This window comes from Thalassolituus maritimus (assembly GCF_900156675.1).
Taxonomy (GTDB): domain Bacteria; phylum Pseudomonadota; class Gammaproteobacteria; order Pseudomonadales; family Oceanobacteraceae; genus Thalassolituus; species Thalassolituus maritimus.
Map to the genome: position 1 here is coordinate 153,764 of NZ_FTOH01000007.1, position 13,702 is coordinate 167,465.

General features: G+C 53.8%; 13 protein-coding genes. 12 read left to right on the top strand and 1 reads right to left on the bottom strand.

The genetic code is table 11. The features are described 5' to 3' along the window. Positions 1 to 163 precede the first annotated feature (163 nt). Positions 164 to 634: a Dps family protein gene (locus BW941_RS12410; protein ID WP_076516518.1), complete on the top strand. Its 471-nt coding sequence runs from the start codon at positions 164 to 166 to the stop codon at positions 632 to 634. A 38-nt stretch (positions 635 to 672) separates the two neighbouring features. Here the strand turns inward: BW941_RS12410 and queG are convergent, their stop codons facing one another. Then, positions 673 to 1,761: a tRNA epoxyqueuosine(34) reductase QueG gene (queG, locus tag BW941_RS12415; protein ID WP_076516519.1), complete on the bottom strand. Its 1,089-nt coding sequence runs from the start codon at positions 1,759 to 1,761 to the stop codon at positions 673 to 675. Between the two features lie 66 nt (positions 1,762 to 1,827). Between queG and BW941_RS12420 the strand changes: the two genes are divergently transcribed. The 11 genes from BW941_RS12420 (at position 1,828) to BW941_RS12470 (ending at position 13,699) form a co-directional block, all read left to right on the top strand. Next, on the top strand, positions 1,828 to 3,348 hold the full coding sequence (locus BW941_RS12420; RefSeq protein WP_076516520.1) for a bifunctional ADP-dependent NAD(P)H-hydrate dehydratase/NAD(P)H-hydrate epimerase: 1,521 nt from the start codon (positions 1,828 to 1,830) through the stop codon (positions 3,346 to 3,348). Continuing rightward, on the top strand, positions 3,348 to 3,848 hold the full coding sequence (gene tsaE / locus BW941_RS12425) for a tRNA (adenosine(37)-N6)-threonylcarbamoyltransferase complex ATPase subunit type 1 TsaE (RefSeq protein WP_076516521.1): 501 nt from the start codon (positions 3,348 to 3,350) through the stop codon (positions 3,846 to 3,848). Before BW941_RS12420 ends, tsaE begins: the two co-directional genes overlap by 1 nt. Further along, a complete protein-coding gene (locus tag BW941_RS12430; protein ID WP_076516522.1) occupies positions 3,836 to 5,170 on the top strand; it encodes an N-acetylmuramoyl-L-alanine amidase in 1,335 nt (444 codons plus the stop codon). The genes tsaE and BW941_RS12430 overlap by 13 nt, the downstream gene beginning before the upstream one ends. A 16-nt stretch (positions 5,171 to 5,186) precedes the next feature. Next, the gene (gene mutL, locus BW941_RS12435; protein ID WP_076516523.1) at positions 5,187 to 7,076 is read left to right on the top strand and encodes a DNA mismatch repair endonuclease MutL; all 1,890 of its coding nucleotides are present in this window, start codon (positions 5,187 to 5,189) and stop codon (positions 7,074 to 7,076) included. Beyond that, positions 7,076 to 8,050: a tRNA (adenosine(37)-N6)-dimethylallyltransferase MiaA gene (gene miaA / locus BW941_RS12440; protein WP_076516526.1), complete on the top strand. Its 975-nt coding sequence runs from the start codon at positions 7,076 to 7,078 to the stop codon at positions 8,048 to 8,050. The genes mutL and miaA overlap by 1 nt, the downstream gene beginning before the upstream one ends. A 216-nt stretch (positions 8,051 to 8,266) precedes the next feature. Continuing rightward, a complete protein-coding gene (hfq, locus tag BW941_RS12445; RefSeq protein WP_068437341.1) occupies positions 8,267 to 8,512 on the top strand; it encodes an RNA chaperone Hfq in 246 nt (81 codons plus the stop codon). Between the two features lie 199 nt (positions 8,513 to 8,711). Further along, on the top strand, positions 8,712 to 10,022 hold the full coding sequence (gene hflX, locus BW941_RS12450) for a ribosome rescue GTPase HflX (RefSeq protein WP_076516528.1): 1,311 nt from the start codon (positions 8,712 to 8,714) through the stop codon (positions 10,020 to 10,022). Between the two features lie 123 nt (positions 10,023 to 10,145). Next, positions 10,146 to 11,333, top strand: coding sequence for an FtsH protease activity modulator HflK (gene hflK / locus BW941_RS12455; RefSeq protein WP_076516530.1), 1,188 nt, complete (start codon positions 10,146 to 10,148; stop codon positions 11,331 to 11,333). Beyond that, positions 11,333 to 12,202, top strand: coding sequence for a protease modulator HflC (gene hflC / locus BW941_RS12460; protein ID WP_068437364.1), 870 nt, complete (start codon positions 11,333 to 11,335; stop codon positions 12,200 to 12,202). The genes hflK and hflC overlap by 1 nt, the downstream gene beginning before the upstream one ends. A 119-nt stretch (positions 12,203 to 12,321) precedes the next feature. Beyond that, positions 12,322 to 12,522 (top strand): DUF2065 domain-containing protein, encoded by a 201-nt coding sequence (locus BW941_RS12465; protein WP_068437367.1) that lies wholly within the window; start codon positions 12,322 to 12,324, stop codon positions 12,520 to 12,522. Positions 12,523 to 12,532: 10 nt separating this feature from the next. Continuing rightward, a complete protein-coding gene (locus tag BW941_RS12470; RefSeq protein WP_076516532.1) occupies positions 12,533 to 13,699 on the top strand; it encodes an ATP phosphoribosyltransferase regulatory subunit in 1,167 nt (388 codons plus the stop codon). The last annotated feature ends 3 nt before the right edge of the window (positions 13,700 to 13,702 follow it).

A 13,702-nucleotide genomic window follows, 5' to 3' on the forward strand; every position in this document is an offset into this window, starting at 1 on the left:
GCAATATTGAGGAAATATTTGTAACGGAAGAGCATCGACATTGGCAGAGCTCCAGAGAAGCGTCAAATGTTTCCAGTACATATTTTCGGGAATATTTTAGGAACAAAGCGAAACAGGCCCTGTCACTAAAAGGGAGTGATTCATTTTCAGAAGGAGTATACGTATGACTTCGATCGATATTGGTATTAATGAAGAAAGCCGCAAACAGATTGCAGAAGGCCTGAGCAGAGTTCTGGCAGATTCTTACACACTGTATCTGCAGACCCACAACTTCCACTGGAACGTCACTGGTCCTCAGTTCCGTGAATTACACCTGATGTTTGAAGAACACTACACCGAGCTGGCCGAAGCCGTGGATGATATCGCCGAGCGAATCCGTACTCTGGGGTTCACCGCGCCGGGTACTTACAAAGAGTTTGCGCGTCTGAGTTCTGTTGAAGAAGTGGACGGTGTACCGGAAGCTAACGAGATGGTCGATATCCTCACGAAAGGACACGAGCAGGTGGTACGCACCTGTCGTAGTGTTATCAAAATGACTGACGAAGTCTTCGATGAAGGTACAGCTGACCTGCTGACGGCTCGTATGAGCCTGCACGAGAAGACTGCCTGGATGCTGCGTGCACTGCGCCAGTGATAGGTAATCGTTAAGATGACCACTGGAAACAATGGTCTTCAATGGCCCTGCTGTTGCAGGGCCCAGTTGATATGTTCATCAACCAGGCCTGAAATTTTTCCTTTCTGATTTTTTAACGCCTCCTGCACTTCAATGCTCTGAGGGGCATTTCCTAACGCTACCGATATATTCCGCATCCAGTTCTCGTAACCGGTTCGCCGGATCGGCATACCTTCGGTTTTTTTCAGAAAGGTTGCTTCATCCCACTGAAACAGTTCGAGTAATGTTGCTTTATCCAGTTGGTGGCGAGGGGTGAAGTCGGGTTCTTCGCTACTTTTACTGAAGCGATTCCACGGGCAGCCAATCTGGCAGTCGTCGCAACCAAAAATACGGTTGCCGATGCCGCTGCGAAGTTCTTCGGGGATAGGCCCATCGAGTTCGATGGTCAGGTAAGAAATGCATTTTCTCGCGTCGAGAACATAAGGGGCGACAAAGGCCTGAGTCGGGCAGATATCCAGGCACGAGGTACAGCGGCCGCAATGATTCTTCAGTGGAGTGTCATTCGGATCGAGCGGCAGATCTGTGAGAATTTCACCCAGAAAAAAATACGAGCCCGCCTTGCGGTTCAGAACCATCGTATTTTTACCAATCCAGCCGATTCCCGCCTGTTCTGCGAGAGCCCGCTCGAGAATGGGCGCGCTGTCGACAAAGGCGCGAAAACCAAGATCGCCGATCTCAGACTGAATGCGTTTTCCTAGTTGCGTCAGGCGCTTGCGGATTAACTTGTGATAATCGCGCCCCAGCGCATAACGAGAAATATAAGCATTGTTTTTATCCTGCAGATGCTTAGCTACCTCAACACCGGGCGCCAGATAATCCATGCGCAGGCTGATCACACTGAGCGTGCCGGGAAGCAGCTCATCGGGCAGAGCACGCATCGGTCCCCGTTCCGTCACGTGATCGGCCATATAGCTCATTTCACCGTGATAACCGGCATCCAGCCACTGTTGTAAACGATCGCCGTGCTCACCTGTATCGACGCTACTGAACCCACACTGCTGAAAGCCAGCCTCGAGCGACCATTGCGTAATATCATCACGCAACTTCTGTAGTTGTTCTGGGGTAAGTACTGTCCTGGAGGATGTCATTCTGGCCGGGCTGCCCTGGGACTTATATAATCCCGGCAATGTATCACAAGCGCAGGCCCAACCGCGATGAAGCGACCTTACACAGGCTATGACCATCTTCCCGGAAACATCGACAGCGTTGCTGGCGTACGGGAGCTCGACCGGCTGATTATTCAGCGCATGGGAGACAATGGCTACAGTCTGATGCGACAGGCTGGCGAAGCGGCATTTGAATGCCTGCGTGAGCGTTGGCCCGAAGCGCAGCACCTGTGCATTCTTGCCGGTGCTGGCAATAACGGTGGTGACGGCTGGGTAATCGCTGCATTAGCAGTCGAGCAGGGCCTGTCGGTAACTGTTCTGATGCTTGGCGATGTTACCCGACAAAGCCCATCGGCGACCGATGCCCGGCACATGGCCGAGAGCGCCGGTGTCGTTGCCCGTGAATTCGACGGCAATCTGCCCGCAGATGCTGACCTTCTGGTTGATGGTTTATTAGGTACAGGCCTGAATGCGGTCGTACAGGGTGAGTTTGCCGAAGCGATCAAGGCGATGAACGAACACCAGGCGCCGGTATTCGCTCTGGATATTCCCTCCGGCCTGAACGCCAGTACCGGCATGATTATGGGCCATGTGGTTCAGGCAGATGCGACGATGACCTTTATCGGTATGAAGCCAGGTCTGCTGACCTGCGACGGCCCGGACTGCTGTGGTGAACTTCACTACGCGGCGCTTGGGTTAACCGATGCAGAGCGACAAGCGGTTTCTGTACTGGCGAAACGAGTGAGTTATCACTCGCTTACTCAGGATGGCCCCTTACTGTATTCCCGACGCGGTAACTCCAACAAAGGAAACCATGGCCATGCGTTGCTGATTGGCGGCGAAACCGGCTTCGGCGGTGCTATTGCTATGGCCGTGGACGCCTGCTGTCGTACCGGCGCAGGCCTGACCTCCTGCGCGACGCGTCCGGCTAATGTCTCTGTGGTGCTTGGTCGGCGCCCGGAGTGTATGGCGGCGGCGATTAATGCCGGGCTTGAAATGCAGCCCCTGATGGAAAAAGTGTCAGTGTTGGCCTGCGGCCCCGGACTCGGGCGCAGCAGCTGGGCAGAGTTGCTTCTGCAGCAGGTTCTTCAGAGTGACTATCCGGTTGTGCTGGATGCCGATGCATTGAATATTATTGCCTCTCCGGGATGGCAGACGGAATTTCCGGAGCGTGACGTCGTGATGACTCCGCATCCAGGCGAAGCTGCGCGGTTGCTGGACAAGTCCGTAGCGGATATTCAGTCTGATCGCCTCGGTGCGGCGCAGGCAATTGCTGAGAAATACCATGCGGTTGTTATTCTCAAGGGGCAGGGCAGTATCATTGCTTCTCCCGAAGGCGAGCTGGCAATCTGCACGGATGGCAACCCGGGCATGGCGACCGGCGGAATGGGTGATGTTCTTACGGGTGTGATAGCCGGGCTTCTGGCTCAGGGGTTAACGCCATGGCAGGCGGCTGTTCGTGGCGCCTGCCTGCACAGCGCAGCTGCTGATCTCGCGGCCGCGGAGTCCGGGACGCGCGGACTTCTTGCGACAGACCTGATGCCATTTATCCGACAATTGGTGAACTGATGACTGAGAGCAATCCACAGACTACTGGCCAGATACGCCTGACCGGCGAAGATGAAATGGTCAGTTTTGCAGGCCGTATGTCTTCAATACTGACGGGCGGTGGCCTGGTATTTCTCGAAGGTACTCTGGGCGCTGGCAAAACTACCCTGAGTCGTGGGCTGATTCAGGCGCTTGGTCATACAGGCCCGGTGAAGTCCCCGACGTATACTCTGGTTGAAGAATACGATCTGCCGGATGGTCGGGTCTGCCATTTTGACCTCTATCGTCTGGGTGATCCGGAAGAGCTTGAGTACATGGGGATTCGCGAATATCTGACGGATGGAACTTTGTGCCTGATCGAGTGGCCTGAGCGTGGGCGCGGTGTATTGCCCGAGGCCGATCTTGCGATTCATATTGACGATGTAGGTGAGGCACGTATCCTCAACTGGCAGGCAGAGACAGATAAAGGGGCACAGTGGAACAGGCAACTGCAGCAGCTGGTAAAAGAATGGCAGGAATAATTAAGCGGCTGATCGCGTTTTTCGTCGTGACACTCTGTGTGCTGCCAGTATGGGCAGACGTCAGCGACGTACGTATCTGGCAGTCTCCCGATAAAGTCCGTCTGGTGCTCGATCTCAGCGGACCGCACGAACATAAAATCTTCCAGCTGACCGGGCCGGATCGCATCGTCGTTGACCTTAAAAATGCGTCTCTGAAAATGTCGTCGTTAGAAAAGGTAGCCGACGATTCCAGCGAAGTGATTCGTGTACGCAGTGGACGCCGCAACAAGACCGACCTGCGTCTTGTGGTAGAAACCAGCGCGACGATGAAATATCGCAGCTTCCCGTTACCCCCTTCTGAAGGGGTGTCTCACCATCGACTGGTCGTAGATCTTGAACGTCCTCAGTCAGAAGCGTCTATGAGTGCGCCTGATATCGTTAAGAAAGCAGAAACCTACGAAACCGATCAGCGTGACATTATTATTGCCATCGATGCCGGGCACGGCGGCGAAGACCCCGGAGCCCTTGGCCCTGGCCGCGTGATGGAAAAACATGTGGTTCTGGCGATATCCAAAGAACTGCAACGCCTGCTGGATCAGGAAACTGGCTTTGCTCCCTTTATGGTCCGCACCGGCGATTACTACATCGGTTTACGTGAGCGCTCAGAAAAAGCCCGTAAAGCGAACGCCGATTTCTTTGTCTCTATTCATGCGGATGCGTTTAAGCACCCGAGTGCCAGCGGTAGCTCGGTATTTGTGTTGTCAGACCGGGGAGCGACCAGTGAAACGGCACGCTTTCTTGCCGACAAAGAAAATTCGTCCGACTTAATTGGTGGTGTCAGTATTGGTGATCGTGAGGACCACCTGGCGATGACGTTACTGGATCTGTCGATGACGCATAAGCGCACCGCCAGTGTTTCTATCGGCGATGAAATTCTGCAGGAAATGGGCAAGATCAGTAAACTGCATAAGAAGAACGTTGAAGAAGCCGCATTTGTCGTACTGAAATCACCGGACATGCCGGCGCTGCTGGTGGAAACCGGGTTTATTTCAAACCCTGGCGAAGCCCGGCAGCTGAAAACCAGTGCTTACCAGAAGAAAATGGCCCGTGCGATTTTCAACGGTATTAAAGATTATTTTCAGAATAATCCTCCGGCCGGTACCTTGATGGCGGCCCGTAAGAAAGCTGCACAACAATACATCGAATACACAGTCCGTAGTGGCGACACTCTTTCTGAGCTGGCAGTGCGCAGCGGCATGGGAATGTCTGAGCTGCGCAAACTGAATGGCCTGAGCAGTAATTCGCTGAGAGTCGGCCAGAAACTGCGTATTCCAAATTCCTGAACTTTCAGTCTGAGCTATGAGCCGAATACACCTGTTATCGCCACGTCTTGCGAACCAGATTGCCGCGGGCGAAGTTGTAGAACGTCCAGCCAATATCATTAAAGAGTTGGTCGAAAATTCGCTGGATGCTGGTGCTCAGCATATTGATGTTGATGCCGAGCAGGGTGGCATTAAGCTGCTTCGCGTTCGTGATGACGGGCACGGCATCGGCAAAGACGACCTGCCTTTGTCTCTCAGTCGCCACGCCACCAGTAAAATTACTACGCTGGATGATCTCGAAGCCGTGGGCACAATGGGTTTCCGTGGTGAAGCCTTGGCGAGTATCTCATCGGTATCACGCCTGACTCTGACATCCAGAGAGAAAGGCTCAGATGAAGCCTGGCAGGTGAAAGCGGAAGGGCGTGATATGCAGGCGGAAGTCAGCCCGGCAGCCCACCCAACAGGCACCACGGTTGAAGCGCGTGACCTGTTTTTTAATACGCCAGCACGACGTAAGTTTCTGCGTACAGAAAAAACAGAATTCTCTCACCTTGAAGACACACTGAAAAAGCTCGCACTCAGTCGCTATGACGTTGCTTTTACGCTGCGTCATAACAACCGCGTCATTCATTCGTTGCGCCCTGCGGCCCGGACGATTGATCGTGAGAAACGGGTGGCAACACTGCTTAATCCGCAATTTATGGATAACGCAGTGCACATTGAAACCGAAGGTGCGGGCCTGACAATTGAAGGTTGGGTGGGTTTACCGACGTTTTCGCGTTCGCAGGGGGATATGCAGTATTTCTTTGTGAACGGTCGGGCGGTGCGTGACAAACTGGTCGTGCACGCAATTAAACAGGCCTACCGTGATGTGCTTTATCACGGTCGTCATCCGGCGTTTGTGCTTTATCTCTGGTTGGACCCGAAGCTGGTGGACGTTAACGTTCACCCGACTAAGCACGAAGTGCGCTTCCGCGATGGTCGCCTGGTGCATGATTTTATTTTCCGTTCTCTGCACCGCGCTCTGGCGGACATACGCCCGGAACAGCCGACCGCGAATCTGCAGCCAAGTGCAGCTCCGGCGGCAACAGGTACAGAAGCGGGAGAGTTTCAGGGACAGAACCGGCTCGACTGGCAACAGCCTGCTACCGAACGAGTTCCCTTCTCTGCAACCGCTGACGGCGCCGCGACCTCAACAGCTCAGAATTTTTCTGGCGGTTCTTTTGGTCAGAGTTTTTCTGACAGTCGTCCGGGGCAGGGCGCAGTGGCTGAACAATTACGCAGTTACGAACAGCTGAATCAGGGAGCGCCACAACCACTTCCTGAATCCAGTGCAGAAGACCTGCCGCCACTCGGGTTTGCCGTCGCTCAACTGCATGGCATTTATATACTCGCGCAGAATGCTCACGGTCTGGTGGTCGTGGATATGCACGCTGCACACGAGCGAATTACCTACGAGCGTTTAAAAGTCGCGGTGGATGAGCAGGGCGTTCAGAGTCAGCCTTTGCTCGTGCCCGAAACTCTGCACGTCAGTGAGCGTGAGGCCGATGCGGCAGAGCAGTTCTCCGATGAATTCCGTCAGTTCGGCGTTGAGCTGGCGAGAGTGTCGCCAGAGAGCCTGATGATCCGCCAGATTCCGGTATTGTTGCAGCAGGCAAATGTCGGGCAACTGATCACTGATATGCTGAGTGATCTGATGGAGCATGGCGCCTCGGACCGGATTCTTGCCCATCGCAACGAACTGCTGTCGACCATGGCGTGCCATGGTTCTGTACGGGCAAACCGGAAACTGACCCTACCTGAAATGAATGCTTTGTTACGGGATATGGAAGCCACCGAGCGCTCCGGACAGTGCAACCACGGGCGACCGACCTGGACTCAGATGACGATGTCAGAGTTGGATAAGCTCTTTCTGCGGGGCCGCTGATGTCAGAATCCTTACCTCCTGTGAGTTTACCGCCCGCGATTTTTCTGATGGGGCCGACGGCCTCAGGTAAGACGGCACTCGCACTGGAGTTGGTTAAGAACCACGATTGCGAAATTATCAGTGTCGATTCAGCGCTGGTCTACAAAGGCATGGACATCGGTACCGCCAAGCCGGACGCCAGTATGCAAGCGCAGGCACCGCATCGCCTGATTGATCTGATTGATCCGGCCGAGGCATACTCCGCCGCTAATTTCCGTGAAGACGCTTTACGCGAAATGGCAGACATTACCGCCGCAGGCAAAGTGCCATTGCTGGTAGGTGGCACCATGATGTATTTCAAATTTCTCCGCGACGGCGCTGCAGATCTGCCGAAAGCCGACGAATCAATCCGGCAGCAGCTACTCGAAGAAGGCCTTGAGAAAGGTTGGCCGGCGATGCATGCGCGGCTGGCAGATATCGATCCTGAGTCCGCACGTCGCCTGAAGCCTATGGATTCTCAGCGTATTCAGCGTGCGCTTGAGGTGTATCTGATCTCTGGCAAAACACTGACGGAGTACTGGGCCGAGCAACAGACCGAACCGCTGCCCTACCATGTCGTGAACCTCGCGGTATGCCCGGCAGAGCGCAAGCGTTTACACGAACGCATCGCTGAGCGTTTCCGTATTATGGTGGCCGATGGTTTTCTCGACGAGGTAAAAGCGCTGCGTGCCCGTGGTGATCTTGATAAGAATATGCCGTCCATCCGTTGCGTTGGATATCGTCAGGCGTGGGACTATCTGGATGGTGAATACGACTACGACGAGATGATAGAACGGGGCATTATTGCGACGCGCCAACTGGCCAAACGTCAGATCACCTGGCTGCGTAGCTGGCCCGGTCTTCACTGGCTGGATACCGATGATCCGGATATTGTCAGAAATACCTTGAAAATACTCAGCACCAGCGCCATATTTAGCCGTGAGAACGGCTGCTGACCGTATTGAATTACCATAACAATGCGGAATTCGGCATTCTCGGGCTGAACCCGACGACCAAATATGTGTCTGTACAGATGATCCGGTTTAGGTGTACCGGTTTATTTCATGGCCTCCATGTTAGTTTTGGGGCAGGTTCTGGCCACCAATGGGGCAATCTACTATTACTTCGCCGACCGCAGATTGGAAGGCACTCTCTCATTTAGGAGAACAACTATGTCAAAAGGGCACTCTTTACAAGACCCTTATCTGAACCAGCTTCGTAAGGAGCGTATCCAGGTTTCCATCTTTCTGGTTAACGGCATTAAGCTGCAGGGGCAGATCGAATCATTCGATCAGTTCGTTATCCTGCTGAAGAACACCGTGTCTCAGATGGTTTATAAGCACGCAATTTCTACTGTTGTTCCTAGCCGCAATGTGCGTCTGGCACCAGCAGCAGAACAGGGTGAAGGCGAGGAATAATCGCCCGGCCTGATCAGGGGCTTTGCCGTAAAGAGGGCGGGCCCGCTGATATTCCCACCATCCGACTGAAACAGCCGCAGTGTTGTGATTGAGCGTCTGAGGCATCATTGTGTCTCGCATCTGCTATTTTTTATCGGAAGCATCCGGTACGACCAGATTTCCAAATTCTGAATAATCGCCGACAAAGGTACATCTATCTGTGTTTTTTGAGCGTCCTGACAGTGGTGGTGAAGAAGCCATCCTCGTACACGTCGACTTCCCCGAAGGAGCGAACCGGGAGGACCTGAGTGAATTCCGTGAACTCGTTATCTCTGCGGGGGCTGACCCGGTAGATCTGGTAACGACCAAGCGGGATGTACCTCATGTAAAAACGTTCGTTGGTAAGGGCAAGGTTGAAGAAATCGCTGAAGCGGTGCGTATGCACGATGTGAGCCTGGTGATTTTTAACCATGCACTGACACCCAGTCAGGAGCGCAACGTTGAACGTGAAATTAAGTGCCGGGTGCTCGACCGTACCGGCCTGATTCTCGATATCTTTGCCCAACGCGCTCGTACCCACGAGGGTAAGTTACAGGTTGAGCTGGCACAGCTGCAGCATCAGTCGACCCGACTGATCCGTGGCTGGACTCACCTTGAACGTCAGAAAGGTGGTATCGGCATGCGCGGGCCGGGTGAAACTCAGCTTGAAACTGACCGACGTCTTCTGCGGGAACGGGTAAAGAGTATTCATGCCCGTCTTGAGAAAGTAAGGGCACAGCGCAACCAGAGTCGCCGTGCGCGTAAGCGCTCGGATGTGCCGACCGTTGCTATTGTCGGATACACCAACGCGGGTAAGTCGACTCTGTTCAATGCACTGACGCAGGCTGATGTCTATGCTGCAGATCAGTTGTTTGCAACGCTTGATCCGACCTTGCGACGCCTCGAAATTGATGACGTGGGTGAAATCGTTCTGGCAGACACGGTTGGATTTATCCGACACCTGCCCCATAAACTGGTAGAGGCATTCCGTGCCACTCTGCAGGAAGCGGCAGAGGCTGATCTGTTGATGCATGTGATCGACTGCGCCTCGGATGAACGGGAAGGCAATATCGAGCAGGTTGAGCTGGTACTCGGTGAAATTCAGGCGGACGAACTGCCGGAGTTGCGTGTCTACAACAAGATCGATCTGTTGGAATCTGGTGAGCCGCGCATCGACCGGAACGAGGATGGTGTCCCCGTTGCGGTCTGGGTGTCGGCACAGGAACGACTTGGTTTTGACCTGCTGTGTCAGGCGATGTCTGAGTTGTTGGGCGAAGAGATCTTCGAAGATCGACTCACGCTGGCGCCTGCGGATGCACGTCTTCGTGCAATTCTTTACGAAAGCGGTGGCGTTCAGGGCGAGGATTTTGCCGATAATGGTGACATCCATCTGCAGATTCGCATGCAGTTGCAAGACTTTAAACGAGCGTTATCTAAAGCTGAGGTTCCTGAGTCGCGCTTTATCGCGCAACCTGCAGATCCCTGGTTATAGCGAAAGTCGGCGGTTAGTTGCCCGATTCAATGCCTGATGGGCTGGCCGCTGCGCTCAAATCCGTTATCATGACGGACGTACTATTCATTTATGACAAAACAGCCACACTGACTGGAGTGATCTATGGCCTGGAATGAGCCTGGCGGTAATGGCAACAAGCCCAAAGACCCTTGGGGTAACAATAACAGGGGCAACGGCGGTGGTGGTGGTAATCAGCCACCCGATCTGGACGAAGTGATCCGCAAGCTGACTGATAAACTGAACGGTTTATTCGGCGGCAAGAAAAGCGGCGGAAATAACAACAACGGCGGTGATGGCAGCATCACAGGCTTTCTTGTTGTAGCCGCAGTCATCGCGGCAATTCTGCTAGCGATGAATTCTGTATACATCCTCGACACTCAGGAACGCGGCGTCGTATTACGTACTGGTAAGTTTGACCGCATCGAAGGTGAAGGTCTGAACTGGAAACTGCCAGTGATTGAAGACGTAATCATCGTTAACGCGACCCGTGTTCGTGAAACTGAAATCCGTGAAAGCATGCTGACCGAAGACGAAAACATCGTCGACGTAAAACTGAACGTTCAGTACCGCGTCACCGATCCTGTGTCTTATGCGCTGCGTGTTGAAGACCCTGAACTGACTCTGCGTGATGCCGCCGAAAGTGCGCTGCGTCATGAGGTGGGTTCCACCGAAATGGACCCTATCCTGACGACAGGTCGTGTGGTTCTGGCAGAAGCGGTTAAACAGCGTCTGCAGTTCTACATGGATGAGTACAACACAGGTATCACTCTGCAGAACGTGAACATTAAAGACGCAACCCCGCCAGCGGCGGTGAAAGAAGCGTTCGATGATGTTCAGCGTGCTAAGCAGGATAAAGAACGCACCATCAACGACGCAGAAGCCTACGCGAACTCGGTTGTTCCGGAAGCCCGTGGTCGCGCTCAGCGTCAGCTCGAAGAAGCCCGCGCCTACCGTGAGCGTGTTGTGGCACGTGCAGAAGGTGAAGCCGATCGCTTTACCAAGCTGTTAAGCGAGTACAACAAGGCACCAGCCGTTACCCGTGAACGTCTCTACATTGATGCCGTGACTCAGGTGTACAACAAGAGCAGTAAAGTTCTGGTGGACGTCGAAGGCGGTAACAACATGATGTACCTGCCACTCGATAAACTGACCCAGCAGGCTCAGGGTGTGGCTCGTCAGTCTGATCTCAGTGATGAAGACATCAAGCGCCTGACTGATGAAGTGATCCGTGAGGCTAACTCGCGTCGTACTTCAGGCAGTTCATCTACTATTCGTCGGGAGGGTCGATAATGTCACCTAAAGCATTTACTTCGCTGATCGTTATCGCGCTGGTGGTCCTGATTGGTAGCCAGAGCTTCTACATCATCAAAGAAACCGAGCGTGCGATTAAGCTGCGCTTCGGTGAGATGATTGACGACGATGTTCAGCCGGGCATCGGGTTTAAAATGCCACTGGCCGATGTCATCAAGCGTTTCGATGCGCGTGTACTGACGCTGGATACTCAGCCATCACGCTTCCTGACGTCAGGTAAGAAATACGTCATCGTTGATTCGTTCGCGAAATGGCGCATCAAAGACGTGCGTAATTACTACCAGGCGACATCGGGTGACCGCACTCGTGCAACGCTTCTTCTGGAAAACCAGGTGAACAAGGGTCTGCGTGACGAAATCGCAGCGCGCAGCCTGTACGAAGTTGTTTCTGGTGAGCGTGATCAGCTGATGACCAAACTGACCGCAATGCTCAACGAGCAGACGCAGGACGAGCTGGGTATCGAAGTACTGGATGTTCGCGTTAAAGCGATCGACCTGCCAGATGAGCTGAGCAATAACGTGTATCAGCGTATGTCGGCAGAACGTGGTCGTGAATCCCGTGAGATCCGCTCTGAAGGTAACGAGCTGGCTGAAGGTATTCAGGCAGACGCAGATCGTCAGAAAACGGTGATCGAGGCAGAAGCCTACCGGGAAGCCGAGCAGATCCGAGGTGAGGGCGATGCTGAAGCATCGCGCATCTATGCGCAGGCGTTCAATAAAGACCCTGAGTTCTACTCATTTACCCGCAGCCTGAAGGCTTACACTGAGACCTTCGAAGGCAACGACGTTCTGTTGCTCGATCCTAAGAGCGACTTCTTCCGTTACCTGAACGACTCCAAAGGGAACTAATGGCAGCCGGGCCTGAACATGTTTGCATGTTCAAGCCCGGTCAGCTCTGGTAGAATCCCGCAACCGGGCTGGTAGCCCGGTTTTTTTGTGCAATTCTGTTTTACATCAAGGTAGAGAAAGTGTCCGCAGAAGCCTGGCATACACTGGCGGTGGCCGTCAGTCTGGTGCTGATTATTGAGGGCGTTATTCCCTTTCTTTACCCCGCACGATGGCGCCAGCTGGTGATCCGGATGGCCGAGACAGATGACCGCACCATGAGAATGATCGGGCTCTTCAGCATGTCGCTGGGGCTCATCCTGCTTTACCTGTTTAACAATTGAAGGCTGGACAATGACTGGAGCTGACCGTTGGCTGCTGCCTGATGGCATTGACGAAATCCTACCGCCACAGGCGCGTCGTATCGAACAGTTACGCCGCCATCTGCTCGATTATCTCGATAACTGCGGTTATGACTTCGTTATCCCGCCGGCGCTGGAGTATCTTGATTCACTGCTGACTGGCACAGGTAAAGACCTGGACCTGCGCACTTTCAAAGTGACCGACCAGTTGTCAGGTCGCCTGATGGGATTGAGCGCTGATACGACACCACAGGTTGCCCGTATCGATGCACACAGCCTTGCTCCGGAAGGCACCAGCCGTCTGAGTTACTGCCGTACTGTGTTTCACACGCGTCCGGCATCACTGCTGGCCAGCCGCACGCCAACTCAGATTGGTGCAGAGCTGTATGGCGTAGCTGGCACCAGTGCCGATGTCGAAATCATCAGCGTGATGCTCAGCCTGTTGTCTGAAGCCGGTATCGAAGGTGTTCACCTTGATCTGGGTAATGTCGGTGTATTCCGCGCGTTAGCCGACAGTGCTGGACTTAGTGATGAGCAGCAGAGTGAACTGTTTGACCTGCTCAAGCTTAAGTGTCAGACGGATACACTGGCGTGGGTTGAGCGTGAGCTGAGTGACAGCCGTTTAACCGAAGCATTCAGCCTGGTGGCTTCAATGCAGGGCAGTGCCAGTGCACTGACCGACAAATTTGCACGTTTAGCTGAACTGGTGCCGGTAGCGGCGCAGCAGCTGAGCGATATGACACAGGCAATTGAAGCGCTGATGCAGCGTTTCCCTCAGGTATCAATCACCTGTGATCTGACAGAATTACGTGGTTATGATTACCACACAGGTCTGGTATTTGCGGCCTATGTGCCGGGTTACGGTGATGCTGTAGCTCAGGGCGGTCGTTATGATGAAACCGGTGCTGATTTCGGGCGAGCACGTCCGGCAACCGGTTTCAGTGCAGACCTTAAAGTACTGGCGGCTCTCGGTCAGCGTCAGTTTGAAGCAAAGGAAACCGTGGCCGCTCCTGCGTCGGATGATCCGTCGTTATGGCAGGCAATCACGGACTTACGGACCAAAGGATACCGTGTAGTGACCGAAGCGAATGGTGATGTTGCAGGGGCGTCTCAGCGACTGCAGCAAAACGATGGCCAGTGGACACTGGTCAGCGCCTGAATT

Coding starts and splice junctions, on each gene's coding strand:
- BW941_RS12410 (WP_076516518.1), top strand. CDS start 164: ATGACTTCGATCGATATTGGTATTAATGAAGAAAGCCGCAAACAGATT.
- queG (WP_076516519.1), bottom strand. CDS start 1,761: ATGACATCCTCCAGGACAGTACTTACCCCAGAACAACTACAGAAGTTG.
- BW941_RS12420 (WP_076516520.1), top strand. CDS start 1,828: ATGAAGCGACCTTACACAGGCTATGACCATCTTCCCGGAAACATCGAC.
- tsaE (WP_076516521.1), top strand. CDS start 3,348: ATGACTGAGAGCAATCCACAGACTACTGGCCAGATACGCCTGACCGGC.
- BW941_RS12430 (WP_076516522.1), top strand. CDS start 3,836: ATGGCAGGAATAATTAAGCGGCTGATCGCGTTTTTCGTCGTGACACTC.
- mutL (WP_076516523.1), top strand. CDS start 5,187: ATGAGCCGAATACACCTGTTATCGCCACGTCTTGCGAACCAGATTGCC.
- miaA (WP_076516526.1), top strand. CDS start 7,076: ATGTCAGAATCCTTACCTCCTGTGAGTTTACCGCCCGCGATTTTTCTG.
- hfq (WP_068437341.1), top strand. CDS start 8,267: ATGTCAAAAGGGCACTCTTTACAAGACCCTTATCTGAACCAGCTTCGT.
- hflK (WP_076516530.1), top strand. CDS start 10,146: ATGGCCTGGAATGAGCCTGGCGGTAATGGCAACAAGCCCAAAGACCCT.
- hflC (WP_068437364.1), top strand. CDS start 11,333: ATGTCACCTAAAGCATTTACTTCGCTGATCGTTATCGCGCTGGTGGTC.
- BW941_RS12470 (WP_076516532.1), top strand. CDS start 12,533: ATGACTGGAGCTGACCGTTGGCTGCTGCCTGATGGCATTGACGAAATC.